Consider the following 23,449-nt stretch of genomic DNA (forward strand, 5'->3'; position numbering starts at 1 on the left):
CGTGAGGCCGGGGGGACGCGAGGGCTCGCTGCCGTGGACGCGGCAGTCATGTCCTTCCGCGCGAGCACCACCTGAGCGGGGAGGGAGACACAGCCATGACCGAGGCTGGGCGGGAACCGGACGAGACCATGCAGTTGAAGGTCCCGGAGTCCCTGAACGCGGAGGAGACCGTGCAACTGCGCATGGTCGGGACGCCCGCGACCGACGAGGCGAGCCGTGCGTCCGGCGCGGCCACGGAGGGGAGCGGACCCGCGGGGTCCCGCCGGCGGCGCAAGGCGCCCCGGCCCTCCCCCCGCTCCCGCCTCCGTGCCGCCGCCGGCCCCCACCTGACCCGGGTCGCCGCCCTCGTCCTGCCCTACGCGCGCCGCCTGCGCCCCCGGTACCCGCACGCCGACCGCACCGGCTGGCGCCGCTGGGTGCCCTCCTGGCGGCAGGGGCTGGGTGCCGTGCTGACCTTCCTCGGCCTGACCGTCGGTTTCCTGGGCGCCGCCTACGCCGCCACCGACATCCCGCACGACCTCAACTCCTACGCCACCCAGCAGGACAACGTCTACTTCTGGTCCGACGGGACGCCCATGGCGCGCACCGGCTGGGTGCGGCGCCAGGAGATGTCGCTGACGGACATACCCGAGGACGTCCGCGACGCGGTGCTGGCGGCGGAGAACGCGAGCTTCTACAGCGACCCCGGCATATCCGTCAGCGGCATCGGCCGCGCCCTGTGGCGCACCGTCGGGCAGGGGAACACCCAGGGCGGCTCCACCATCACCCAGCAGTACGTGAAGAACGTCTACCTCAACCAGGACCGCTCGATCAGCCGCAAGTTCACCGAGGCCATGCTCGCCCTCAAGCTCGACAACGAGATGAGCAAGGACGACATCCTCGAGGGATACCTCAACACCAGCTGGTTCGGCCGCGGCACCTACGGCATGCAGCGCGCCTCCCAGGCCTACTACGGCAAGGACGTCAGCGAACTCGACGTCAGCGAGGCCGCCTTCCTCGCCTCCCTCCTCAAGGGCGCGGGCCTCTACGACCCGGCGCTGAGCGAGGCCAACCACGCCCGCGCGGTGGAGCGCTGGTCCTGGATACTCGACCGCATGGTCGAACTCGGCACCCTGTCGAAGGCCGAGCGGGCCGAGTACCGGAAGTTCCCCGAGCCGCTGAAGCGGGCGCCGGGCTTCGACACCGGCAAGCAGAGCGACTACCTCGTGGAACTGGCCGCCCAGTACGCCAAGAAGGCGGCGAACCTCTCGGACAAGGACTTCGACCTCGGCGGCTACCAGATCTACACGACCTTCGACCGCAAGCAGGAGGCCGCCCTCACCGACGCCGTGACCGCGGCGCGCAAGAAGGCGCGGAAGGACGACGCGGCCAAGGCGAAGGCCCTGCACTTCGGTGCCGCCTCGGTGGCCGCCGACGGGCGGATCCTCGCCGTCCACGGCGGCCCCGACCACCGCAAGCAGGGCTACAACGAGTCGAACGCGACCACCGTGCCGGCCGGCTCGGCCTTCCTGCCGTTCGTCTACGCCGCCGCCCTGGAGCACGGCGTGCAGAAGACCCGCGACGGAGCACGGACCGAGGTCACCCCGCAGACGCTGTACGACGGGGACGACGGCATCCCCGTGACCACTCCGGAGGGCCCCTACTGGGACCGCGGCGGCAAGAAGGTCACCTCCCACAACGACGGCGAGAAGTCCTACGGGCGGATCAGCCTGAGCCGGGCGCTCGCCCTGTCGGTCAACACGCCGTTCATGCAGCTCGGCATGGACACCGGTCTGGAGCAGGTGCGGGACACGGCCCAGAGGGCGGGCCTGCTCTCCTCCAGCTTCGGCCCGCAGGTGCCCGCGATGTCCCTGGGCAGCGCCACGCCCAGCGCGATCCGCATGGCGAGCGGCTACGTCACGTTCGCCGCCGCAGGCAAGCACGTCGAGCCGTACTCGGTGGCCCGGATCACCCGCAACGGGCACAAGGTCGCGCTGGCCAAGCCCGAGTCCCGCCGTGCGGTGCGGGCGGGCGTGGCCGAGGCGGTCCAGTCCGCCCTCACCGACGCCTTCCGCACCGCCCACCCCGAGGCGGCGGCCACCACCACGGCGGCCGGGAAGGTGGGCACCACGCAGAACGACACCGCGCTCTGGTACGTCGGCACGGCCGACTCCGTGTCGACGGCCGTCGTGGCCTACCGCATCGACCTCGCCAAGAGCCTCGAACCACTGCCGTTGAAAGGGATCGCGGGCACCTTCGGCGACAGCGTCCCGTACCGCATCTGGTCCGGTGCCCGTGGCATCGGCTGACCTCCGTGCCCGGCACCGCCCCGGTCTCCCACCCTCTCGCAGATTGAGCCGCGTATGAAGTCACCGTCCGGCCGCCGCCGTCGACCCCGCGCACCCCGCCGCACCGTGCCCCCGGGGATGCTGACCCTCGCGGCCCTGCTCGTCGTCGCGTCCCTGGTCGCGGGCTACCTGCTCCTGAACCACGCGGACCCCACCACCCCGACCGCCTCCTCCGGCGCCGGCAGGCACCCCTCCGCGAAGCCCAGCCAGGAACCGCGGTGGGACGGGAAGACGAAGGTCCTGGGGGACGGCTCCACCTCCTACAACGGCCCGCCGCGCGGGCAGCTGAAGCCGGTGCCGCTCAAGCCGGGCCAGAAGCCGCCCCAGTTCGTCGTCTTCTCCTGGGACGGAGCCCTGCAGGGCGACGACGGGCTCTTCGCGCACTACCGGGAGCTGGCCAAGGAGCACAACGCCCACATGACCTTCTTCCTCACGGGCATCTACCTGCTGCCCAAGAGCAAGAAGGACCTCTACTCCCCGCCCCGGCACGCCAAGGGCTCGGCGGCCATCAGCTTCCCCACCGACGAGCACATACGCACCACGCTGGAGCAGCTCGGCGGGGCGTGGCGGGACGGCAACGAGATCGGCACCCACTTCAACGGCCACTTCTGCGGCGAGAAGGGCGGCGGCGACTGGACCGTCGAGGAGTGGAAGAGCGAGATCGACCAGTTCTACGGCTTCGTCGAGAAGTGGAAGACCAACACCGGCTTCCAGGACGTCGATCCGCTGCCGTTCGACGTCAGGAAGGAGGTCACCGGCGGCCGTGCGCCCTGCCTGGAGGGCCAGGAGAACCTGCTGAAGGCCGCCGAGGACTACAAGTGGCGCTACGACGCCAGCTCCGCGGGCGACTTCCAGATATGGCCCCGCAAGAAGGGCGGCATATGGGACTTTCCGCTCCAGATGCTGCCGTACGAGGGCGGCAAGTACCAGGGCCTGTCGATGGACTTCAACTTCCTCTACAACCAGTCCGAGGGCGAGACCGAGGGCGACCCGGCGAAGTACCCCGAGTGGGAACGGCAGACCGTCGCCACCTACATGTCGGGCTTCAACCGCGTGTACTACGGCAGCCGCGCCCCCCTGTTCATCGGCAACCACTTCGAGAACTGGAACGGCGGCATCTACATGAGGGCCGTCGACCAGGTCGTCAGGACCGTGTGCACGAAGAAGGACGTCAAGTGCGTGTCCTTCCGCGAACTGGCCGACTGGCTCGACGTGCAGAAGCCCGAGACCCTGCAACGGCTGCGCGGCCTGGACCCGGCGCAGTCGCCGGACTGGTCGACGGTCGTCAAGTAACCGGGGCGCCACCCTTCACAACAGCCACACCCCTCGTGCGAAGATCTGCTACCCCGGCAACCTGAGGCCGGGGCCAGAGGGGAAAACACCAGTGAAATCAAGAAGATTCAAGCCGACCCGACGCCGCGTCACGATACTCGGGGCGGCAGCGACCTCGGTCGTCGCCGGCGTCGCCCTGCTGCCGAACTGGAGCGCCGGCGCGGCGGTCGTCGACGACCCGACGGTGGACGCGCGGACCAAGGCCACCTTCCAGCGGCTGGCGGACGCGGTCTTCACCGACCGCACCGACGCCCTGGTCGACGGCGGGCGGGACGCCCGCCAAAAGCCGCTGACCGACGGCTTCTCCGGTGACGTCGAGCTGTCCTCCGGCACGGCCGGCACCGAGCGCGCCACGCTGTCCGCGCTGGGCGAGCGCAAGGAGAGACTGGCGAAGGCCGGGGAGAGGTACGCCGACGCCAGCACCACCGTCACCCTGAACGCCACGCGCGTGACCGGCCGTACGGCCAAGGCGGCGGTCACCGAGACCACCACCCTGACCTACGCCGGGGCCCGCGGCGGCGCGCCGCGGACCACCGGCTTCCAGGCCCACCACGAGCTGACCTTCAAGGCGGACCGGCGGGGCGACTGGAAGCTGACCGGCATCCGCGACACCGACCAGGGCGGTCTCGCGGTGAACACGCTCTCCAAGCCGGCCTCGGTCAAGGCGGCCACCGCCGGCGACACCATGCCCAGCGCCCCGCGCGCGGCGACCACCCGCAACCCGGCCGCCGCCCCGAAGACCGGCACGACGTACGACTACAAGGCCATGGCGGCCTACGCCGAGAAGTACTGGAACGTCTACAACAAGGACTACCCGGACTTCAACGGCCAGGGCGCGGGCGGCGACTGCACCAACTTCGTCAGCCAGGCCCTGAAGGCGGGCGGCTGGAAGCACGTCCCCGGCTACGTGTACGACTACACCCGGTGGTTCGGCAACGCCGACATCCAGTCGCACTCGTTCATCGGCGTCAACGAGTGGTCCTGGTTCACGCAGAACGCCAAGCGGACCACCCCGCTGGCCAACGTCTACCAGCTCGAGGTCGGTGACGTGCTGCAGGTGGACTTCGACCGGGACGGGTCGAAGGACCACACGATGATCGTCACGTACAAGAGCCGTGGCGTGCCGTACCTGACCTACCACTCCAACAACACCCTGCGCAGGTCGGTGGCGAGCCTCGTCGCTTCGTACCCGAACGCGTACTACTACGCCTACCGCACCTGAGAACGGGCGGGGGCCGGGCTCAGTGTCCGGCCCCTCGCTCCTGGCGGATCCCGTCCACCACCCGGGCCACCGCCTGCCGGATCCCTTCCGTCTCCCTGAGGAAGTGCCAGTAGTCGGGGTGCCGGCCGTCGAGGACGGCGATCGCCCGGTCCAGGCGGGCCACCGCGTCGTCCAGGGGGCGGGCGTGGCGCGGGTCGGGGGTGTTGCGCCCGGCCATGGCCAGGCGCTGGGCGTCGCGGAGGGCGAACCGGGTGCGCTCGATCTCCTGCTGGGGGTCCTTCTGCACGGCGTTGAGGCGGTGCAGCCGGTCACCGGCGGCCGAGACGGCCTCGTCGGTGGCGTTGAGCAGGGCCCGCACGGTCGACAGCAGGGCCGTGGCGTCGGCCCAGCGCTGTTCGTCGCGTGCGGCGCGGGCCTCGGCCAGCTTGGCCTCGGCCCGGCGGACGTTCTCTGCGGCGGTGTCGGGGACGCGCTGCAGGTCCTGCCAGCAGGCGGCGGTGAAGCGGCGGCGCAGCTCGCTCAGGATGGGGTCGACCTGCTCGGAGCGGGTGGTGAGGGCCTGGGCGCGGGTGCGCAGGGAGACGAGCCGGTGGTCGATCTCGGCGGCGCGCTCCGGCAGCCGCTCGGCCTCGACGCGGACGGCCTCGGCCTCACGGATGATCCGCTCGGCCCGCTGGAGGGTCTGCGGCACGCCGTGCTGCCCGGCGCCCTGGTTCAGCTTGGTGAGCTCGGGGGAGAGGGCGGCGAGCCGGGCTGCCAGGTCGTCCGCCTTCAGGCCGGAGGCGCGTGCGGAGTCCAGGGCGCCCGACGCGGCGAGCAGGGCCTGGCGGGCGCGTTCGACGGCGGGGGCCAGGCGGGCCAGCTGGGTCTCCGCCTTGCCGAGCAGGGGGCCGAGGCCCTCGGCGAAGCGGTCCAGGTCCTGCTTGACGCGGTCGAGTTCCTCCTTGGCGGCGGTCAGCTCGCCGCGGGCACGGGAGGCGGCCGAGGCCTCCAGGTCGTCGCGGTCGAGGTCGTGGGCGTCGACGGCGTCGATGTAGCGGTGGCTGGCCTCGTCGATGCGCCGGCCCAGCGCGTCGAAGTCGCCGACGGCGCGCCGGGCGGCGGGGGAGTCGTCGACCGCGGTGATCGTCTCGATGGAGATGCGCAGGTCCCGCTGGGCGGTGTCCAGCTCGTAGAAGGCGGCCGCGGCGGCGTCCTTCGCGGCCTGGGCCTCGGCCCGCTGGTTCTCGGCGCGGCCGCCGAACCAGCGCCGGGTGCCGCCGCCGGCGAAGGCGGCGAGCAGGACCGGCGCGGCCAGCACCGGAAGGGCCGCCAGCGCGAGCGCGTCGCGCAGCGGTCCGGGGACGCGGGGGCGGCGGCGCGGGCGTGGTGCGCGCGGCTCCGACGGCGAGTACGGCTGCGCTGGTGTCGCCGTCACATCCCTCTCCCGTGCTGTGGTCCACCCTGCCCGGTGTCATTCTCCCACCGGTCGGGGACGAACACACGGGCCGGTCAGTTCGCCGTTCGGACCGTGATGGAGCCGTCACCGGTCCGGGCGGTCACCGCGTGGGAGCTGCTCCCGTCGCGCGGCACGGACACGTCGACGCCGCCGTCGCCCGTCTCGGTGGTCACCCGGTAGGTGGCGCGGGGCAGGGCGATGGTCACGGAGCCGTCGCCGCTGCGGGACTCCACGCGGTCGGGGACGGCGCCGAGTTCGAGGCGCACGGAGCCGTCGCCGGTGCGGGTGCGGATCTCGCGGGAGGAGACGTCCGCCCGGATGGAGCCGTCGCCGGAGCGCATCTCCAGGGGGCCGGTGCTGTCGCTGACGCGGATCGAGCCGTCACCGGTGCGCACGTCCACGGGACCGGTGGTGTCGCTGACCCGGACCGAGCCGTCGCCGGTGCGGATGTGCAGCGGGTCGCGCAGGCCCCGGGCGCGGACGGAGCCGTCGCCGTCCTGGACCTTCACGGTGACGCCGCGGGGCACCTCGATGCGGTGCTTGGCCGAGCAGTCGGCGACCACCCCGGAGCACTCCAGCCGCAGCACCAGCCGGTCGTCCCGGAAGGACCAGGTGACCTCCGGGTCCTTGCCGACGACGACGGAGCCCTGGAACCAGCGGGTGACCCGGACTTCGCCCCGCGGGGTGCGCTCGGCGGCGACGATCTCCAGGGCGGAGTCGTCGGAGTCGACGGTCAGGGTGCGGCCCTGGAGGGCGAAGGACCGGTGCTCGGGGTCCTCGTCGTCCCCCGCGGAGGCCCCGCAGGCGCTGAGCGCGGCGAGGAGGACCGCCAGGGCGCCGGTGAGGGCGGCGGCACGGGCGGCACGGGTGGTGCCGCCGCGGCGTGGGCGTGTGGTGCGGGCGGTGCGGGCCATGACGATTCTCCCCCTGGGCGGACGACGGGCGCTCTCGGGCGCTCTACGACCGTAGGGAACCGTCGCCCGCCGGGGGATCCGGGCCACCGGCGGATCAGGGGTGGGGTTAACCCCCGCGGCGGACCCGCGATACGCGTTTGCCGGACGGTGCCCCCGGCAATGTAGGCTGTCGACTCGTCCTGGGCGTACGACCCGGGAGCCGGGTGCGTAGCTCAGGGGTAGAGCGCCTGCCTTACAAGCAGGATGTCGGCGGTTCGAAACCGTCCGCGCCCACCGTACGGACAGCCGGTCAAGGGCCTCTCGGAGTCTTCCCGAGGGGCTCTTCTCATGATCGGGCTCCCACGGGGACGAGCCGCCCCCCGGTTTCCCCTGGGGGCGGCTCGTGCCGGACGTTCAGAGATCGAGGTCGGCGGCGGCGCACTGTAGGTGTCCTGGGCCGCTGGACGACACCGGCGCGACGCCGGCGGCGGAATTCGAACCCGCGTCACCCGCTGGAGAGGCGAAGTAGCCGCAGCCTGCGCACCTGAACGACGTTCACCGTAGCCCGGTGCACGCGGGCGGGCACGTGGTTTTCGGCCGCGGCGCCGGCGACGCGGTCGCGCCTACGAGGGTCCCCCGGCGTCCTCGGGCGGTACCTCGCGCGCGTGCTTGAGCTGTGAGCGGGCCGTCACCCGCTCGGCGCCGGTCAGTTCGGACCAGTAGCGGTGCGTGCTGACGAACACCGCCAGCTCGCGCTCCCGCTGCCGCAGCTTCTCCACCTCGGCCTGTTCGTCGGCGCTCCAGCCGGGAGACGCGGGGCGCTCCACCTTGCGCCAGCCGTTGTCGTCGCTGAAGCCGTCCAGTGGCTCCACCGACCAGGGGAGCCGTTTCAGCAGGGCCGACAGCTCGGCCCGGACCTGATGGAGTTCCTCCTGACCGGCGAGGAGGTCACTCGGAAAGTCATAGGTCGTAGCCACGGCCCAATAATACGCCTGTTCGATTTAGGGGGGCGAGTTCCCCCGTGGTCCCGCGCGGGCCGGACGGGGGAGACTGGGGGCATGTGCCGGAGTATCAAGACGCTGCGTCCGCCCGCCCTGCCCGAGGAGGCCACGGAGGAGGACATCCGCGCCGCCGCGCTGCAGTACGTGCGCAAGGTCTCGGGCTTCCGTGCCCCGGCCGCGCACAATCAGGAGGTGTTCGACCGCGCCGTCGAGGCCGTCGCGCGGGCCACGGCCGAGCTGCTCGACGGGCTGGAGGTGCGGGGGGCCGGGGCGGCGCGCCGGGCGGGCTAGCGGCCCGGGCCCGGCCCCCGTCCCGGGTGCCTCACGCCGGTTCGGGCTGCGGCTCCGGCCGCGCGGCGGGCGCCGTCGCCGGCTCCCACCGCCGGACGGTGCGCAGGTAGCCGTAGACCACCGAGCCCATCGCCAGCAGGAGCAGGGGGCCGTAGAGCCAGGGGTGGCGGGCCATCTCCATCGGAAGGTAGCGGTAGGACAGCAGGAGCGCGGTGAACACGGCCGTCCCGTAGGCGGCCAGCCGCATGCCCGACCGGTCCCAGCCGCGGTCGGCCGCGCGCAGCGCCCCCTCGATCGTGACGGTGAACACCACGCCGGCCACGAGGTCGACGCCGTAGTGGTAGCCGAATCCGAGGGTCGCGGTGAGTGTGGCGATCAGCCAGAACGTGCCGGCGTACCGCAGGGCGCGGGGGCCCTTGCGGGAGTGGATGAAGATCGCGGTGGCCCATGCCGTGTGCAGGCTCGGCATGCAGTTGCGCGGGGTGATCTCGTCGAACGGGATCATCTGCGGGGCGGTGATCTGCGGCAGCGTGTGCGGCCACAGGTCGGCCACCGCCCACGGCCCGCCGTCGGGGCCGTAGGCGAAGACCGGCCCGACCACCGGGAAGACCATGTAGACGCCGGGCCCGAGGAGCCCGATCACGAGGAACGTGCGCACCAGGTGGTGCCTCGGGAAGCGGCGTTCGGACGCCACGTGGCGCAGCTGGTGGAGGGCGACGACCACCGCGGCCACCGCGAGCTGGGCGTAGACCCAGTCCAGGGCGGTGGCGCCGACCGGGCCGGTGGCCTCGACGATCCGGCCCACCACCCAGGCCGGGTCGCCCAGCGCGCGGTCGGCGACCGCCAGGTAGGGGTCGAGCGTGAGCGGACGGGTCTCGGAGGTGAGGAGCAGCCAGGTGTCCCCGGTCTTGCGGCCGGTCACCAGCAGCAGGCCCAGCCCCACGCCCTTCAGCAGCAGGACGCGGTCGCGTCCCGTGCGGCGGGTGACCGCGACGACGGCACAGCCCAGGACGACCCACAGGGCGCCGTTGCCGAACGGGTGACCCTCGCTCAGGTCGGCGCCGGCCGCCCAGCGCACCAGCAGCAGGACGGCGTCGATGCCGAGCGCGGCACCGGCGGCCACGAACCGCTCCCGCCGGGTGAGCACCACCATCGTCAGCGCCATGCTGGCGTACAGCAGGAAACCGGACTTGGGCGGGAAGGCCACCTCGCGGACCTGGTCCGTGATCGGTCCCGTGAAGCCGTGGTGGCGGGCGGCCGCCTCCAGCGCGACGAGGAACCCCAGGGTCACCACGCCCGCCGCGGCCCACAGCACCGTGCGGGTCCGGCCGGGTGCCGCCGGGGCGGGGCCGGTCGCGGGCCGCCCGGACGTGTCCGCGTCGTTGGATATCACGTGTTCCGCCCCGATGTGTCAGTGTTCGGATCGATCATCGTGAGACATCCCCGGCCTCATGACGTCCGCGGCTCGCGCCGCACCAGGTATCCCGCCCCCGCCCCGGCCGCGAACAGCGCTCCCACCGACACGGCCGTCCCCAGCCAGCTCGCGCCCAGCCAGTGGGCGCCGAAGTAGCCGAGCGCGACGCTGTAGGCGGCCCAGGTCAGGCCGGCCAGCGCCGACCAGGGCAGGAAGTCGCGGGCGCGGCGGTGCGCGGCGCCCGCGCCGAAGGAGACCACCGAGCGGCCCGCCGGAGCGAACCGGGCCAGGACGACGAGCGCCCCGCCACCCCGGGCGAGCGTCGCGCCGAGACGTTCCTGCGCGCTGGTCAGGCGCCGGGAACGGGAGATCGCGCGGTCCAGCCGGGCACCGCCGCGCCAGGCGAGGCGGTAGGCGGCCAGATCGCCGAGGACGGAGGCGGTGGCCGCGCAGAGGGTCAGTACGAGGATGTCGGGCACGTCCTTCGCCGTGCCCGCGGCCGCCGCCGTGGCCGCCGTGATCACCAGGACGCCGCTCGGCAGCACCGGCAGGAACACGTCGAACAGCACGGACAGCGTCACCACCGCGTAGATCCACGGGCTGCCGACCAGCGACCCCACCTGCTCCAGCACCGCAACTCCCCACGCGCCCCCGTGGGCCAGACCGTGCCGCGTTGTCGCGCGGGGAGCGGCAGGAGTGGCCGATGACAGCCATACAGCGTACGCCCCGGAGTGTGACGGGTGGTTCACGGGGGGCTCGTACGTTCGGTGCCGACTGTTCACCTCGTGCCGTCTCGCCCGACTCGTCACCCGGCTGCCCCGTTCCGGGAAGCGGCGCGGGCGGGCGTCCCGTAGCAACGGAGGGGGGGTCGTCATCCCTGTCGGCCCCCGGTCGACCACACGTCGTCACCACGTACGAGCCGAGGAACGGGACACACATGCTGGCAGGAATATGCGCGAGCGCCGTCGCCACCGCACTGTTCGTGAGCGGGCCGGGCGGTGCCCACGGCTACGCGATGCGGACGGACGCACGGTTCACGCCGCCCGGCGCCGACGGCCGGTCACCGGCGCTGACCTACGACCGGAGCCTCGTCCCCGCGGGCTCCTGGATCGAGGTCCGCCAGCACACCGCGCGCGGCGGCGCGACCACCGTGCGGCTCCGGGTGAGCGGGATGCGGCCCGGGCACACCTACGGCGTCCATGTGCACCAGAAGCCCTGCGGTGCCGACCCCGCGGCCGCCGGCGGGCACTACCAGCACCGGCCGTCGAGCGATCCGCGCGCCGTGAACCCGGACAACGAGGTCTGGCTGGACTTCACGGCCGACCGGCGCGGCACGGGCGAGGCGAGCGCGCGCCACGACTGGGGCTTCCGGCGGGGCGAGGCGTCCTCGGTGGTCGTCCACGACGTGCCGGGCGGCGCGGGCGCGCGGGTCGCCTGCTTCACGGTGCCGTTCGGCTGACGGTCCCCGCGCGCCGAAGCGGCGCCCGTCCCCGGTGGGACGGGCGCCGCTCCTCGTGCCGCCGGGCGGGCCGCTCAGGCCGCGACCGGGGTCTGGCCGGCGGGCCGCTGCTCCTGGGCGGACGTGCGCCGCGACAGCAGCCGGTCCACGCCGAAGGCGCCCGAGCCGGTGAAGATCAGCAGGAACATGGCCCAGCAGTACAGGGCCGCGCCCTCGCCGCTGTTCTCGATCGGCCACAGGGCCTCGGGCTGGTGGACCTTGAAGTAGGCGTAGGCCATGGCGCCCGAGGAGATGAACGCCGCGATGCGGGTGCCCAGGCCGAGCAGGACCAGCGTGCCGCCGACGAGCTCGATGACGGCCGCGTACCAGTTCGGCCAGGCGCCGGTCGCCGCGGTGCCGCCCTTGCCGTCGGCGCCGCCGAGGACACCGAAGAGCGCGACGGCGCCGTGGCAGGCGAAGAGCAGGCCGACGACGATCCGGAAGAGCCCGAGGGCGTACGGCTGGGCGCCGTTGAGGCGAGCGGTCATGTGGGGGACTCCTTGGGTCGGCCGGTCGGGGGGACCGGTCGGGGGACAGAACCGGACACCCACGTTAGGTGTGCCTAACTGATGCTTGCAAGTTCAACATTTGGCCACTGCTTCACCTCTGGCCACAGGGCAGCCTCCGCCGCAGCCGCACGTGGAAGCGCTCCCACGGCGCCGCGCGGGGCCAGAAGAGTGTCCGAATTCACCCGGAGGCGGTCAGGGGGAGAGCTCGGAGTCCAGGAGCGTCGTCAGGCCCGGGCCGGTGCCCTCCCGGGGCTCGGCGTGCTCCAGCCGCAGCCGGGCCGAACGGCCGCGCAGGGTCAGGGTCATGAGCTGGTTGCCGAACCAGGGCCCGCCCGTCTTGCGCCAGCCGACCGGCGGGTGCGCGAGCCGGCCGTGCCGGGCCAGCAGGCGGCCGATGCCGCGCGACACCCCGCTCCAGCCGGCGCGGAAGGCCAGCCGCATCGACAGCGGGACGGAGTTGTGCACGGGGGAGCAGACGAGCTGGACGACCCGGGCGTCCGGCTGCGGCCGGGACGACCAGGACGGCTCGGCGATGTAGGCGTGGTGCACGTCCCCGGACAGCACGCACACCGTCGCCGGCGCGTCCGGCCCCGAACCCGCCTCGGCGACCAGCTCCGCCAGATCCGCGAAGGACTCGGGGAACGCCGACCAGTGCTCCAGATCGGCGGCCCGCCGCAGCTTCTCGCCCCAGCGCGCCCAGCGCTCGCCCCGTTCGCCCCCGCACAGCGCCGCGTTCCAGCCCTCGGCGTCGTGCACCAGATGCGGCAGCAGCCAGGGCAGCGAGGTGCCGACCAGCAGGTGGTCGTAGCCCCCGGCGCGGTCCATCACCTGCTCGCGCAGCCAGGCCTCCTCGCCCGGGTCGAGCATCGCCCGGTCCTGCTCGTCGAGGACGCGGGCGGCCCGGCTGTCCACCATCAGCAGCCGCACGCGCCCGAAGTCGCGCCGGTAGCTCCAGCGGACCGAGGCCGGGTCGGTGTCGGCCCGGGCGGCGAAGGCGCGCAGCACGTCGGTGCCGTCGGGGGCCTCGCGGACCTGTGCGTAGACCGGGTCGGCCGCGACCTCGGCCGGGGAGAGGTTGCCCAGGTGCTGGTGGACCCAGTACGACATCAGGCCGCTCAGCAGCCGCTCCTGCCACCAGTCGGTGGTGCGCATGTCGGCGAGCCAGGAGGCGGAGGTGTTCCAGTCGTCGATGACGTCGTGGTCGTCGAAGATCATGCAGCTGGGCACCGTGGACAGCAGCCAGCGGATGCGCGGGTCGAGCCAGGACTCGTAGTAGAGGTGCGTGTATTCCTCGTAGTCGGCGACGCCGCTGCCCGGCGGTTCCTTCAGGTCGCGGCGGGACGCCAGCCAGCGCTGGGTGCTGTCGGAGGTCTCGTCGGCGTACACCTGGTCGCCGAGCAGGAGCAGGACGTCGGGCCGCTCGCCCTCGGGGTCGGCCGCCATGCGGGTGGCGAGCGCGTCCAGGGCGTCGGGGCCGACGGGGTCGTGCCCGCCCGCGGGCGGCGAGGCCCAGCGGCAGGAGCCGAAGGCGACGTGCAGGCCGTCGTCCGGGCCCGGGGCGTGGATCACCGAGGGCGGGAAGGGCGAGCCGGGCATCGGCCACACCCGCGCGCCGTCGAGGAGCACCTCGTACGTCGTGGTGGTGCCGGCCGTGAGGCCGGTCACCGGGACGAGGGCGTAGTGGTGCCCCGCGATCTGGAACGTCCCGGCCGTGCCGCCCGAGCCGTCGGCGCAGCGCACCTCGGCGGTGCACGGCCGGCTCGTCTCGACCCAGACGGTCGCGGACGAGCCGTCGGTGTACCTCAGCAGCGGCCCGAGGCGCAGTTCGGCCATGGCGTTCCCCTCTCCGTCGCCCCGTACGGTACGGAACGACGGAGGCCGGCGGGGAGGTTCCGACACGAAAACCGCGCGTGTCAGCAGCTCGCGAGGTGGTTCGTCAGCGCCGACTTCTCGGCCGAGTCGACCGAGAGGCCGTAGTAGTACTTCACCTGGACCCAGGCGCGGACGTAGGTGCAGCGGTACGCCGTCCGGGAGGGCATCCAGGTGGCCGGGTCCTGGTCGCCCTTGGCCTGGTTGACGTTGTCGGTGACCGCGATGAGCTGCGGGCGGGTCAGGTCGTTGGCGAAGGACTGGCGGCGCGAGGTCGTCCAGGAGCCGGCCCCCGAGTCCCAGGCCTCGGCGAGCGGGACCAGGTGGTCGATGTCGACGTCGGAGGCGGCGGACCAGGTGGCGCCGTCGTAGGGGGAGTACCAGCTGCCGCTGGTGGCGGCGCAGGAGGAGTCCTGGACCACGTTGGTGCCGTCGCGCTTGAGGACGACCTCGCGGGTGTTGCAGGTGCCGGACTGGGTGATCCAGTGCGGGAAGAGGTCGCGGTTGTAGCCGGTGCGGTCCTCGGTGGCCACGGTGAGCGTGGCGAGGTAGGAGCGGGCCGTGCTCGCGCTCACCGGGGTGGGCAGCGCGGCGGAGGCGGTGGGGGCGTTGAAGAGCGCCACGGAGGATATGAGCGCCGTGGCGGCGGCGGCCACGCTCAGCCGTCGACGCGCGTAGAACCTGGGCATGCGAACTCCCTGGGGAGAGGGGGGGTGTTGGCGTACGAGCGAAGGGAATGCTCGCGGTGCCGTGTTGCGCACAGGTGTGCGCCCGGTGAGAAGTTAATGACGCGTGCATGACATGACAAGGTTCGGGAGCGAACTTTTCACTCCCGGCGTGTCGCGTACCATGGACGGCGCAGAAGGGGAGTAGCTCTTCGCCGGACCGTCGACATACTGCTCAGCCCGCCTGAGCCGGCGCCCGGAGGCCGGTCCTTCCCACGGACCAGCCAGCGAGACCTTCGGCAAGCAGTGCACGCCCGCGCCGTACGGCACGGGCGCCCGAGTGCGCTGCCGTGCCGAGGTGTCCTGTGCGAAGGTCCAGCGCTCTCGGCGGGGCAGCCCCGACCGATTGAGGAACCCTTGATCAGCCTGACCGTGACGGCCGTCGCCTTCGGCGTCGTCTTCCTCGCCGAGCTGCCGGACAAGACCGCCCTGGCCGGCCTCGTCCTCGGCACCCGCTACCGCGCCTCCTACGTCTTCGCCGGGGTCGCCGCCGCCTTCGCGCTGCACGTCGCGCTCGCCGTCGCGGCCGGCAGCGTGCTGACGCTGCTGCCGCCGCAGATCGTGAGCGCGCTGACCGGTGTGCTGTTCCTGGGCGGGGCCGCGATGCTGCTGCTGAAGAAGGGCGAGGACGAGGAGGAGGTCCGCAAGCCCGAGAACCAGTCCTTCTGGAAGGTCTCCGGTGCGGGCTTCATGCTCATCCTGGTCGCCGAGTTCGGCGACCTCACCCAGATCATGACCGCGAACCTGGCCGCCCGGTACGACGACCCGCTCTCCGTCGGCCTGGGCGCGGTGCTGGCGCTGTGGACGGTGGCCGGGCTCGGCATCGTCGGCGGCAAGGCGCTGATGAAGAAGGTGCCGCTGCGCCTGATCACGCAGATCGCGGCGCTGGTGATGCTGGGCCTCGGGGTGTGGAGCCTGTGGGAGGCCGTCACCGGCTGAGCTGAACAGTGGGTGAACGTGCGCGGGGGCCACTGGCGCGAACCCGGTCTTGTTTTGTACCGTGGATGAACAAAGTGGCCTCCGCCCGTTTTCCCTGACCGGCGGGCGGGGCCGCCTTGTCCCTTCCGGGGTGTGACGGACGCGATCCGTCCGCCGCCCCTCGCCCGCGCTGGAACGCGCCCCGAGCCTTGGAGCTGCCGATGACGGCCACCGCCGTGCTCACCGCCCGCGCCCTCCTGCTGGACATGGACGGCACCCTGGTCAACTCCGACGCCTCCGTCGAGCGCGTCTGGCGGCGCTGGGCCGAGCGGCACGGGCTGGACGGCGACGAGGTCATGAAGGTCGTCCACGGGCGGCAGGGCTACGCCTCGATGGCGCTGCTGCTGCCCGGCCGGCCCATGGAGCAGAACCACGCCGACAACGCCCGGATGCTCGAGGAGGAGACCGCCGACACCGACGGCGTCGTCGCGATCCCCGGCGCGCCGGAGTTCCTGGCCTCCCTGCGCGGGCTGCCGCACGCGCTCGTGACCTCCGCCGACGTGCCGCTGTCCACGGCGCGGATGGCGGCCGCCGGTCTGGAGATGCCCGAGGTGCGGGTGACCGCGGAGTCCGTCGGGGCGAGCAAGCCCGACCCCGAGGGCTTTTTGAAGGGCGCCGCCGAGCTGGGCGTCGCCCCCGCCGACTGCGTGGTGTTCGAGGACTCCGGCGCCGGGATCGCGGCGGGACGCGCCGCCGGGATGACGGTGGTCGGGATCGGGCCCCGGGCCGCGTTCCACGAGCCGGACGTGGTGGTGCCGGACCTCACGGCGGTGCGCGTGGAGGCCGTGGCGGACGGCACGATCCGCCTCCACGTCGGCTGACCCTCAGGGCTCGTCGGTCTCCGACTCCAGCTTCGCCCTGGTCTCCCGGTCGTAGACGCCGAGGTTGTCGCCCTGGATGCCCCGGCTCCACTGGTAGGTGCGCACGGCATCCTCCAGGCGGCCGTCGAAGGTGCCGTCGGCGTCCTCGTTGAAGAGGTACAACTGCCGCAGCCGCAACTGGAGTTCGGTGACCTCCGGGCCGCGGTCGCCCAGGCGCAGGACGACCGGCTGGTTCCGTGCGGAGTCGTCCGGGGGCCGCTGCCCGGGCGCGGTCGCCGTGGCGGACGCCGACGCCGACGGGGCGGTCGGCCGTGCCGTGCTCGGCGAGGCGCTCGGCGCGGACGGCGACGGCGAGGCCGACGGACTGCCGCTGCCGGAGGGCGACGGGGACGGTGAGGCGGAGGCCGACGGGGAGGCCGAGGGGCTCGCCTGCGGAGCCGTGGGCGCCGCGCTGCTCGACGGGGCGTCCGGCACGCTCGCGCGGATGTCGTCCGGCAGCGCGGTGTCCCGGGAGGGACTCTCGTAGGACAGCAGGCCGCTCGCGTACCCGGCGGCCGTGACCACGGCGACGCAGGCACCCGCGGCGGCGACGAGCAGGACACGGCGCCGCCGCCGTCCCGGCCGGGGCTCGCCGTCCTCGCCGGGTGCGGGTTCCCGCCCTCCCGGCTCCGCTCCCGACCCGTCGAAGAGACGCAGGTCGGTGACGCTGGGCTCGGAGGTGCCGGGGGTCATCGGCGCCGGAAGCGCGGTGGTGGGCGCGGGCGTTGGCGGGGGCGGTGACGCGGTGGTGTCCGGGGGGACGGCCGGCAGCGTGGCCGTGTCCCGGGTGGTGGACTGCCGCGGGGTGGTGTGGTCGGCGGCGGACTGCCGTGGGGGCGCTTCCGCAGGGGTGGCCGGCAGCACGGTGGTCGCGTCGGGGTCGACCGGGTGCGGGTGCGGGTGCGGGTGCGGGGTGGCGTCGGCGGGGGCGGGCCGGGGGGCGTCGCCCTCGCGGGGCCTGTCCGCTGCCCCGGCGCCGACCTCGGACGGCGCCGCAGCGGAAGCCGGTTCCTCCGCGCCCGCGTGCGTGTCCTGCCCGGAGGGTCCTCCGCCTTCGGTGATCTCCACGTACGGCCGGATCCGCAGCGGGTCGAAGTCCTCCGCCGCTGCCGCCTGGGCGGTGCGGTTGTCGAGGAGGGCCTTCGCCGCGCGGTCGGCGCAGGCGCAGGCGGGGGAGTTGTCGCGCAGTCTGGGCGTGCCGCACTCCGGGCACGGGTGACCGTTCAGCGGCTCCACGCGTTCCTCCCTCCCCTCGCGAACTCCAGAGATTATCCAGATGTTCTCCACAGTGCGGAGGACGAGCCCCCGGAATGTGCGCTTCCAAACGGGCCATGCGGGCCATACCACGCCACACCGGTCACGAGGGGAAAGGTCACAGGACCCAGGGGAGGCCGCACGGCCCGGTCCGCGGAACCGGTGCTCGCATTCAGGCCAGGCGCTTGCTGAACCAGTGGTCCGCGTACGGTTCGTCGTTGTGCGGCTCGGTCTCCTCGTAGCCGAGGCGGGCGTAGAGGGCGCGGGCCCGCACGAGGTCGCTGCGGGTGTCGAGGACGATCCGGCCGGCGCCGAGCGCGCGGGCGGCGTCCTCGGCGGCCCGGACGAGCAGCGCGGCACCGCCCCTGCCGCGCAGCGGCTCGTGCAGGAACACCCGCTTGAGCTCGGCGGTGGTGTCGTCCAGCAGCCGCACTCCCGCCGTGCCTGCGGGCTCGCCGTCGTACCGGGCGACGAGCAACCGCCCGCGTGGCGGGGCGAGTTCGGCGCCAGGCTGCGCGGCGATCTCCCGCTCCAGCTCCTCCGGGTCGGTCCGGCGCCCCTCGTGCAGCAGGTACCAGCGGTCGCTGACCTCGGTGTAGTACGCCCGCCAAAGCGCCGCGGCGACAGGGGAGTCGTACGGTTCCGGGGCCACGGTCCAGGTCATGCGCCGCATTCTGCTCGGCAGCCCCACCGGCCCCGCAACCGGGTTTCGCGGGGGCGGGTCCGCGCCCTCGGTCCGCCCTCCGGCCGCCCGCGCGCCGTTTGCCGACGGGCTTTGCGGCAACCCGACGGGAGAACCGGCTCGCCAGGAGCCGGGGGCCGAGAACCCGGAAGGCATTCATGTCCACTGGCCTGATCATTGCTCTGATCGTGATCGCGGCGGTCGTCGTCGTCATCGCCGCCGCCATGACCCTGCGCGCCCGCGGGCCTCGGCGCGGCCCGAGCCTGAAGCGGCGCTTCGGACCCGAGTACGACCGGGCCGTCGCCCGGCACGACGGTGACACCACGGCCGCCGAACGCGAACTCACCGAACGCGTCCAGCGCCACGGAGACCTGCGCGAGCGGCCTCTGGAGCCGGCGCAGCGCGAACAGTACGAGGCGCGCTGGACGGCGGCGCAGGAGCGGTTCGTCGACTCGCCGCGCGACGCCGTCGCCGAGGCGGACCGGCTGATCGCCGAGGTCGCCGGCGTCCGGGGCTTCCCGGACGGCGGGCAGTACGAGGAACAGCTCGCCGCCCTGTCCGTGCACCACGCCCACCACGTGGACGGCTACCGGCGCGTGCACCGTGCGGCGCACCTGCGCGCGGAGGACGCCCGGGACGGCGGCCACGGTACGGAGGACATGCGGGAGGCCATGGTGGCGGCCCGCGCCCTGTTCGAGGAACTGGTGCGGTCGGCCCGTCACGACGGAACGGGCCACACCGACGGCCGGCACCGTGCCGAGCCGAACGGCGGCCGCAAGCCCGCCGGCGCCCGCGGCGGACACCTGCCGTGGGCGATGAACCGACGCCAGGCGAAGGAGAGCTGAGTCAATGTCCGACATGAGCCGACAGCCAAGCGACCCGATGCCGGGCACCCCGGACGCCCGTGGCGAGCGCGCCCCGGGCACGGACCGCGGCACGACGGCACCGGGCACGCGCGGCACGGGCACCGGCTGCGGCGTCACCCACGGCACGGAGACGGGCCACGCCGTCCCGTACGGCACCGACGCCGACCGCGCGGCAACGCCGGGCACCGGCACGCACGCGACCGGCATGCACGCGACCGGCATGCACGCGACGGCGGGTGCGCCGGGTACCGACCCCCAGGGCACCGGCGCCGGCGCGCACGCGACCGGCATGCACGCGACGACCGGTACGCCGGGTACCGACCCGCAGGGCACCGGTGTCGCCACCCACGCGACCGGCACGCACGCGACGGCCGGTACGCCGGGTACCGACCCGCAAGGCATCGGCACCGGCACCCACCTGACCGGCACCCACGCGACGACCGGTACGCCGGGTACCGACCCGCAGGGCACCGGTGTCGCCACCGGCGGCGGCGCTCCCGGCGTGGAGACCCCCGCCGGCCCCGGCGGCAAGGGAGGCGACGGCAGGGACCGCGCCCACCTCTTCCCCCACGAGGAGACCGGCAAGCTCGGCGCGCAGCTCCAGCACGCCGTCGCCGGGTTCGTCGACGGGCCCCGGGCGGCCGTCGAGGAGGCCGACCACGTGCTCGAGGAGATCGCGGCCCGGTTCACCGAGGCCGTGGCGCAGCGCCGCCGCACCCTGCGGCACTCCTGGCAGTCGGTCGAGGGCGGCGGGGGCAAGCCCGTGTCGTCCGCCGACACCGAGCAGCTCCGGCTGGCCCTCAAGGACTACCGGGAGCTGGCGGAACGACTGATGCACGTGTGACCCGGGTGAGCCGGACACCGCGTCCGGCTCACCGGTCCGCCCGGCGCTCCCGCCACTGACGCACGACGTCCTCGACGTCGTAGGGCTTCCTGCCCAGCGGGGGGCCGGGCGGCGGCTTGAACATCATCTCGCGGATCCTGGCGTTGACCTCGTCGATGATCTTCCGCGCGATCCGCTCGGAGGGCGCCGCGAGCGCGGCCTCCAGCGCGTCCTCCGCCTCCTTGCGCAGCGCCAGCGCCGGCGGCAGCAGGGAGAAGCCCTCGCGGGCCAACTTCCGCTTCACCCACCACAGTTCGTCGTAGGTGCTCTCGACCTCGCGTGGCAGCGGACGGCCCGCCCCGGGCAGCCGTTCGAACTCGCCGCGCCGTTCCGCGTCGCGGATCTGCTTCTCGGCGAACGACTCGAAGTCGACGCCGGGTGGCTTTCGCTCGGTCATGAGGCCATTGTGCCGGACACGGCCCAAGTGGGCGTTCTATCATTCGGCGGGCTGCCGACCCATGGGGCAGGCCCACCGGGACGTCTCAGGAGGAGCGCACGTGCTCGAACTCACCATGGCCGCCGTGTCCGCGGCGGAGGAGGGTGCCACGGCCGGCATGCTCATGGCCGACGCGCCCAGCGAGCCGGGCGCCGTGCTGCGGGTGGGCCGCGACAAGTCCGTGTGCCGGCTCACCACGCCGGACGACTGGCTGTTCGTCTCCCGCGTCCACCTGGAGTTCCTGTGCGGGCCGGACGGCACCTGGCAGGTCACCTGGCTGCGCGGCTCCCAGCCGGACCCCTCCTCGGAGGTCCGCCTGACGATGGGCGACTACCACCAGCCCCTGGTCTACGGCGGTACGGTCCCGCTGCCCCGGGGCGGCAGCGGCGAACTCGTCATCCAGGACCGCACCGCCCCGCGCAGCGTCAACGTGGGCTTCTTCCACGAGGTGTGACGGCCGGGCTCACAGCACCCGTGCCAGCGCGAACCCGTCGTAGCCCTTCATCCCGACCGTCTGGATCGCCGTCCCGCTCAGCCTCGGATGCGCGGCGATCAGTTCGATCGCGGCGCGGGTGCCCGTGACGTCCGGGGCGCTGCTGTCCTCGTCCACGACCCTGCCCCCGCGGACGACGTTGTCGACGATGATCAGACTGCCGGTGCTGGTGAGCCTGAGGGCCCACTCGACGTAGTGCGGGTTGTTGGCCTTGTCGGCGTCGATGAAGACCACGTCGAAGGGGGGCGGGTTCTCGTCGGCCAGCTGGGGCAGCGACTCCAGGGCCGGGCCCACCCGGACCTCGACGAGCCCTTCGAGCCCGGCGCGGGCGATGTTGCGGACGGCGACCTCGGCGTGCAGCGGGTCGTACTCCAGGGAGACGAGCCGTCCGTCGGCGGGCAGCGCGCGGGCCAGCCAGATGGTGCTGTAGCCGCCCAGGGTGCCGATCTCCAGGATGTGGCGGGCGCCCTGGATCTGGGCGAGGAGCTGCAGGAGCTTGCCCTGGTTGCCCGCGACGTTGATGTGCGGGAGCCCGGCGGCGTCGCTGTCGCGCAGCGCGGCCGCCAGGGCCTCGTCGTCCGGGGCGAGGTGGGCGGTGAAGTAGGCGTCGACCTCGTCCCAGACGTGCGACTCGCTCATGCGCCTCTCCCTTTCGTCGGCATAGTTAGCATTCCTAACTAGTGGCGCCGACGACGATAGTTGGTGCACGGGCGCGCTGTCAGGGCGTCTTCACCCGGCGTGTCGGCCGGCCACCGAGGGGGCCGAGCCGGGCAGCGGGCGGCCCGCCGACTCCGCCATGCGCCACACCGCGAAACCGCCGATCACGGCCGCGGCCATCATGTAGTACGCGGGCATCATCGTGTTCCCGGTCGCGCCGATCAGGGCCGTGACCACCAGCGGGGTCGTGCCGCCGAACAGGGACACCGAGACGTTGAAGCCGATGGACAGCGAGCCGTAGCGGACCTTCGTCGGGAACAGCGCCGGCAGCGCCGAGGGCATCGACGCAGTGAAGCAGACCAGCAGCAGGCCGAGGGCGCCCATGCCGAGCGCGACCGCGAGCAGGCTGCCCTCGCGGAGCAGCAGCAGCGCCGGGACGGACAGCAGCAGGAAGCCCGCGCAGCCGGCGGCGATCACCGGGCGGCGGCCGATCCGGTCGGTCAGCGCGCCCGCGAACGGCTGGACGATCATCATCAGAGCCATCACGCCGAGGACGACGAGCAGGCCGTGCGTCTCGTCGTAGTGCAGCTCGCCGGTCAGGTAGCTCGGCATGTACGACAGCAGCATGTAGTCGGTGACGTTGAAGACCAGCACCAGGCCGACGCAGAGCAGCAGCGCGCGCCACTGGCCGGTGACCATCTCGCGCAGCGGCACCCTGGGCCGGTCCTGCTCGGCCTTCTCGACCTCGGCGGCGAACGCCGGGGTCTCCTCCAGGCGCATCCGCAGGTAGAGGCCGATGAGCCCCATCGGGCCCGCGATCAGGAACGGGACGCGCCAGCCCCAGGAGGTCAGGTCGTCGGCGGAGAGCAGGGCGGTCATCAGGGTGACCAGGCCCGCGCCGCCGATGTACCCGGCGAGCGTGCCGAACTCCAGCCAGCTGCCGAGGAAGCCGCGCCGCCTGTCGGGGGCGTACTCGGCGATGAAGGTCGAGGCACCGGCGTACTCGCCGCCCGTGGAGAAGCCCTGCACGAGGCGGGCCACGAGGAGCAGGACCGGCGCGCCGACGCCGATCGCCGCGTACGACGGGATCAGGCCGATCGCGAAGGTGCCCACGGCCATCATGATCATGGTGAGGGCGAGGACCTTCCGGCGGCCGACGCGGTCGCCGAGCGGGCCGAAGACCAGGCCGCCCAGAGGGCGGACCAGGAAGGCCGCGGCGAAGGCGCCGAACGTGGAGAGCAGCTGGGCGGTGGGGTTGCCCGAGGGGAAGAAGACCTTGCCCAGCGTGACCGCGAGGTAGCTGTAGACGCCGAAGTCGAACCACTCCATCGCGTTGCCGAGCGCGGCCGCCTTCACGGCGCGCCGTACGAGCGCGGGGTCGGTGACGGTGGCGTCCGGGGCCTTCGCGGTGCGGCTCTCCGGGGCGGACGGGGAGGCGACGACTGAGGCGGTCGACAAGACTCGCTCGCCTACCTTTCGACGGGGACAGGGACGCGGTCCCGCGCGGCGGCGCTGTCGTACGGGCCGAAAAGGCGACGATAGGCGGATTTCGCATGCTCACGGGCGGTATGCCGTTCGTTGCATAGGGCATGTGAATTGCCGCTGCGCTGGGATGTCCGCCTGGCCGGGAGCGGTCGCGGCGGGTGCGCGGTGTGATCCTTCTCGCGCCCGCCCGCCCTCTTCCGGAGGCGTGGAAGAAAGGTAGGTACTACCGTCAACCGGACAAAAGGGGGACGGGTGCCGGATGAATCGCTGGTTGCCCGCGTCTTCCCCGGCAGGGCGGTGTGAGCCCCCTTAGGGTTCGCGAGGGAATTCCCGCAT

The 23,449-nt window shown here is 73.2% G+C and carries 23 protein-coding genes and 1 tRNA gene; 11 read left to right on the forward strand and 13 right to left on the reverse strand.

The window, feature by feature from the left end:
* Positions 1–95 precede the first annotated feature (95 nt).
* The 3 genes from ABZY20_RS00425 (at position 96) to ABZY20_RS00435 (ending at position 4,881) form a co-directional block, all read left to right on the forward strand.
* On the forward strand, positions 96–2,288 hold the full coding sequence (locus ABZY20_RS00425) for a transglycosylase domain-containing protein (protein ID WP_356434426.1): 2,193 nt from the start codon (positions 96–98) through the stop codon (positions 2,286–2,288).
* 54 nt (positions 2,289–2,342) lie between these two features.
* Entirely contained in the window at positions 2,343–3,620 is a 1,278-nt protein-coding gene (locus ABZY20_RS00430; RefSeq protein ID WP_356434429.1) for a hypothetical protein, read from the forward strand.
* 91 nt (positions 3,621–3,711) lie between these two features.
* Positions 3,712–4,881, forward strand: coding sequence for an amidase domain-containing protein (locus tag ABZY20_RS00435; protein ID WP_356434432.1), 1,170 nt, complete (start codon positions 3,712–3,714; stop codon positions 4,879–4,881).
* 19 nt (positions 4,882–4,900) lie between these two features.
* Here ABZY20_RS00435 and ABZY20_RS00440 read toward each other — a convergent pair whose 3' ends face one another.
* Together ABZY20_RS00440 and ABZY20_RS00445 are read right to left on the reverse strand one after the other, a co-directional pair.
* The gene (locus ABZY20_RS00440; protein ID WP_356434435.1) at positions 4,901–6,298 is read right to left on the reverse strand and encodes a hypothetical protein; all 1,398 of its coding nucleotides are present in this window, start codon (positions 6,296–6,298) and stop codon (positions 4,901–4,903) included.
* Positions 6,299–6,372: 74 nt separating this feature from the next.
* A complete protein-coding gene (locus tag ABZY20_RS00445) occupies positions 6,373–7,233 on the reverse strand; it encodes a DUF4097 family beta strand repeat-containing protein (RefSeq protein ID WP_356434438.1) in 861 nt (286 codons plus the stop codon).
* Positions 7,234–7,434: 201 nt separating this feature from the next.
* On the opposite strand from ABZY20_RS00445, the gene ABZY20_RS00450 reads away from it, so the two are divergent.
* Positions 7,435–7,506, forward strand: a tRNA-Val gene (locus tag ABZY20_RS00450).
* A gap of 329 nt (positions 7,507–7,835) precedes the next feature.
* On the opposite strand, the gene ABZY20_RS00455 is transcribed toward ABZY20_RS00450, so the two are convergent.
* Entirely contained in the window at positions 7,836–8,189 is a 354-nt protein-coding gene (locus tag ABZY20_RS00455) for a hypothetical protein (protein WP_356434441.1), read from the reverse strand.
* Positions 8,190–8,270: 81 nt separating this feature from the next.
* Here ABZY20_RS00455 and ABZY20_RS00460 point away from each other — a divergent pair, with 81 nt between their 5' ends.
* Positions 8,271–8,504: a DUF2277 domain-containing protein gene (locus ABZY20_RS00460; protein ID WP_356434444.1), complete on the forward strand. Its 234-nt coding sequence runs from the start codon at positions 8,271–8,273 to the stop codon at positions 8,502–8,504.
* Positions 8,505–8,535: 31 nt separating this feature from the next.
* Here ABZY20_RS00460 and ABZY20_RS00465 read toward each other — a convergent pair whose 3' ends face one another.
* Complete coding sequence (locus tag ABZY20_RS00465; protein ID WP_356435970.1) at positions 8,536–9,819, reverse strand: phosphatase PAP2 family protein; 1,284 nt, start codon at positions 9,817–9,819, stop codon at positions 8,536–8,538.
* A gap of 134 nt (positions 9,820–9,953) precedes the next feature.
* A complete protein-coding gene (locus ABZY20_RS00470) occupies positions 9,954–10,550 on the reverse strand; it encodes a VTT domain-containing protein (RefSeq protein WP_356434446.1) in 597 nt (198 codons plus the stop codon).
* 305 nt (positions 10,551–10,855) lie between these two features.
* Here ABZY20_RS00470 and ABZY20_RS00475 point away from each other — a divergent pair, with 305 nt between their 5' ends.
* Entirely contained in the window at positions 10,856–11,377 is a 522-nt protein-coding gene (locus ABZY20_RS00475; RefSeq protein ID WP_356434449.1) for a superoxide dismutase family protein, read from the forward strand.
* Between the two features lie 74 nt (positions 11,378–11,451).
* Here ABZY20_RS00475 and ABZY20_RS00480 read toward each other — a convergent pair whose 3' ends face one another.
* The 3 genes from ABZY20_RS00480 to ABZY20_RS00490 form a co-directional block, all read right to left on the reverse strand.
* Positions 11,452–11,904 (reverse strand): DoxX family protein, encoded by a 453-nt coding sequence (locus ABZY20_RS00480; RefSeq protein WP_356434452.1) that lies wholly within the window; start codon positions 11,902–11,904, stop codon positions 11,452–11,454.
* 213 nt (positions 11,905–12,117) lie between these two features.
* Positions 12,118–13,758, reverse strand: coding sequence for an alkaline phosphatase D family protein (locus ABZY20_RS00485; protein WP_356434455.1), 1,641 nt, complete (start codon positions 13,756–13,758; stop codon positions 12,118–12,120).
* A gap of 80 nt (positions 13,759–13,838) precedes the next feature.
* Positions 13,839–14,483 (reverse strand): HNH endonuclease family protein, encoded by a 645-nt coding sequence (locus ABZY20_RS00490; RefSeq protein WP_356434458.1) that lies wholly within the window; start codon positions 14,481–14,483, stop codon positions 13,839–13,841.
* Positions 14,484–14,876: 393 nt separating this feature from the next.
* Between ABZY20_RS00490 and ABZY20_RS00495 the strand changes: the two genes are divergently transcribed.
* Positions 14,877–15,458 carry a TMEM165/GDT1 family protein gene (locus ABZY20_RS00495; protein ID WP_356434461.1) on the forward strand — a complete coding sequence of 194 codons (582 nt, stop codon included), beginning with the start codon at positions 14,877–14,879 and terminating at the stop codon, positions 15,456–15,458.
* 200 nt (positions 15,459–15,658) lie between these two features.
* Positions 15,659–16,318, forward strand: coding sequence for an HAD-IA family hydrolase (locus ABZY20_RS00500; protein ID WP_356434463.1), 660 nt, complete (start codon positions 15,659–15,661; stop codon positions 16,316–16,318).
* Between the two features lie 3 nt (positions 16,319–16,321).
* On the opposite strand, the gene ABZY20_RS00505 is transcribed toward ABZY20_RS00500, so the two are convergent.
* Together ABZY20_RS00505 and ABZY20_RS00510 are read right to left on the reverse strand one after the other, a co-directional pair.
* Positions 16,322–17,593 (reverse strand): peptidoglycan-binding domain-containing protein, encoded by a 1,272-nt coding sequence (locus ABZY20_RS00505; RefSeq protein WP_356434466.1) that lies wholly within the window; start codon positions 17,591–17,593, stop codon positions 16,322–16,324.
* Between the two features lie 190 nt (positions 17,594–17,783).
* Complete coding sequence (locus ABZY20_RS00510; protein WP_356434469.1) at positions 17,784–18,275, reverse strand: GNAT family N-acetyltransferase; 492 nt, start codon at positions 18,273–18,275, stop codon at positions 17,784–17,786.
* A gap of 176 nt (positions 18,276–18,451) precedes the next feature.
* On the opposite strand from ABZY20_RS00510, the gene ABZY20_RS00515 reads away from it, so the two are divergent.
* The gene (locus ABZY20_RS00515) at positions 18,452–19,138 is read left to right on the forward strand and encodes a hypothetical protein (RefSeq protein WP_356434472.1); all 687 of its coding nucleotides are present in this window, start codon (positions 18,452–18,454) and stop codon (positions 19,136–19,138) included.
* A 226-nt stretch (positions 19,139–19,364) separates the two neighbouring features.
* Entirely contained in the window at positions 19,365–20,003 is a 639-nt protein-coding gene (locus tag ABZY20_RS00520) for a hypothetical protein (protein WP_356435973.1), read from the forward strand.
* A gap of 28 nt (positions 20,004–20,031) precedes the next feature.
* Here the strand turns inward: ABZY20_RS00520 and ABZY20_RS00525 are convergent, their stop codons facing one another.
* Entirely contained in the window at positions 20,032–20,439 is a 408-nt protein-coding gene (locus ABZY20_RS00525; RefSeq protein ID WP_356434473.1) for a DUF1992 domain-containing protein, read from the reverse strand.
* 100 nt (positions 20,440–20,539) lie between these two features.
* On the opposite strand from ABZY20_RS00525, the gene ABZY20_RS00530 reads away from it, so the two are divergent.
* Positions 20,540–20,932: a hypothetical protein gene (locus ABZY20_RS00530; protein WP_356434475.1), complete on the forward strand. Its 393-nt coding sequence runs from the start codon at positions 20,540–20,542 to the stop codon at positions 20,930–20,932.
* Between the two features lie 9 nt (positions 20,933–20,941).
* On the opposite strand, the gene ABZY20_RS00535 is transcribed toward ABZY20_RS00530, so the two are convergent.
* Complete coding sequence (locus ABZY20_RS00535; RefSeq protein ID WP_356434477.1) at positions 20,942–21,610, reverse strand: O-methyltransferase; 669 nt, start codon at positions 21,608–21,610, stop codon at positions 20,942–20,944.
* Between the two features lie 90 nt (positions 21,611–21,700).
* Complete coding sequence (proP, locus tag ABZY20_RS00540; protein WP_356434480.1) at positions 21,701–23,086, reverse strand: glycine betaine/L-proline transporter ProP; 1,386 nt, start codon at positions 23,084–23,086, stop codon at positions 21,701–21,703.
* Between the last annotated feature and the right edge of the window lie 363 nt (positions 23,087–23,449).

The sequence above is a fragment of the Streptomyces sp. NPDC006624 genome (genome assembly GCF_040611555.1).
GTDB lineage: Bacteria > Actinomycetota > Actinomycetes > Streptomycetales > Streptomycetaceae > Streptomyces.

Excerpts from the sequence above, each read along its gene's own strand:
- ABZY20_RS00510 (WP_356434469.1), bottom strand. The coding sequence starts at position 18,275 with ATGACCTGGACCGTGGCCCCGGAACCGTACGACTCCCCTGTCGCCGCG.
- ABZY20_RS00475 (WP_356434449.1), top strand. The coding sequence starts at position 10,856 with ATGCTGGCAGGAATATGCGCGAGCGCCGTCGCCACCGCACTGTTCGTG.
- ABZY20_RS00490 (WP_356434458.1), bottom strand. The coding sequence starts at position 14,483 with ATGCCCAGGTTCTACGCGCGTCGACGGCTGAGCGTGGCCGCCGCCGCC.
- ABZY20_RS00535 (WP_356434477.1), bottom strand. The coding sequence starts at position 21,610 with ATGAGCGAGTCGCACGTCTGGGACGAGGTCGACGCCTACTTCACCGCC.
- ABZY20_RS00480 (WP_356434452.1), bottom strand. The coding sequence starts at position 11,904 with ATGACCGCTCGCCTCAACGGCGCCCAGCCGTACGCCCTCGGGCTCTTC.
- ABZY20_RS00515 (WP_356434472.1), top strand. The coding sequence starts at position 18,452 with ATGTCCACTGGCCTGATCATTGCTCTGATCGTGATCGCGGCGGTCGTC.
- ABZY20_RS00520 (WP_356435973.1), top strand. The coding sequence starts at position 19,365 with ATGCACGCGACCGGCATGCACGCGACGGCGGGTGCGCCGGGTACCGAC.
- ABZY20_RS00430 (WP_356434429.1), top strand. The coding sequence starts at position 2,343 with ATGAAGTCACCGTCCGGCCGCCGCCGTCGACCCCGCGCACCCCGCCGC.
- ABZY20_RS00445 (WP_356434438.1), bottom strand. The coding sequence starts at position 7,233 with ATGGCCCGCACCGCCCGCACCACACGCCCACGCCGCGGCGGCACCACC.
- ABZY20_RS00425 (WP_356434426.1), top strand. The coding sequence starts at position 96 with ATGACCGAGGCTGGGCGGGAACCGGACGAGACCATGCAGTTGAAGGTC.
- ABZY20_RS00460 (WP_356434444.1), top strand. The coding sequence starts at position 8,271 with ATGTGCCGGAGTATCAAGACGCTGCGTCCGCCCGCCCTGCCCGAGGAG.
- ABZY20_RS00525 (WP_356434473.1), bottom strand. The coding sequence starts at position 20,439 with ATGACCGAGCGAAAGCCACCCGGCGTCGACTTCGAGTCGTTCGCCGAG.
- ABZY20_RS00485 (WP_356434455.1), bottom strand. The coding sequence starts at position 13,758 with ATGGCCGAACTGCGCCTCGGGCCGCTGCTGAGGTACACCGACGGCTCG.
- ABZY20_RS00500 (WP_356434463.1), top strand. The coding sequence starts at position 15,659 with ATGACGGCCACCGCCGTGCTCACCGCCCGCGCCCTCCTGCTGGACATG.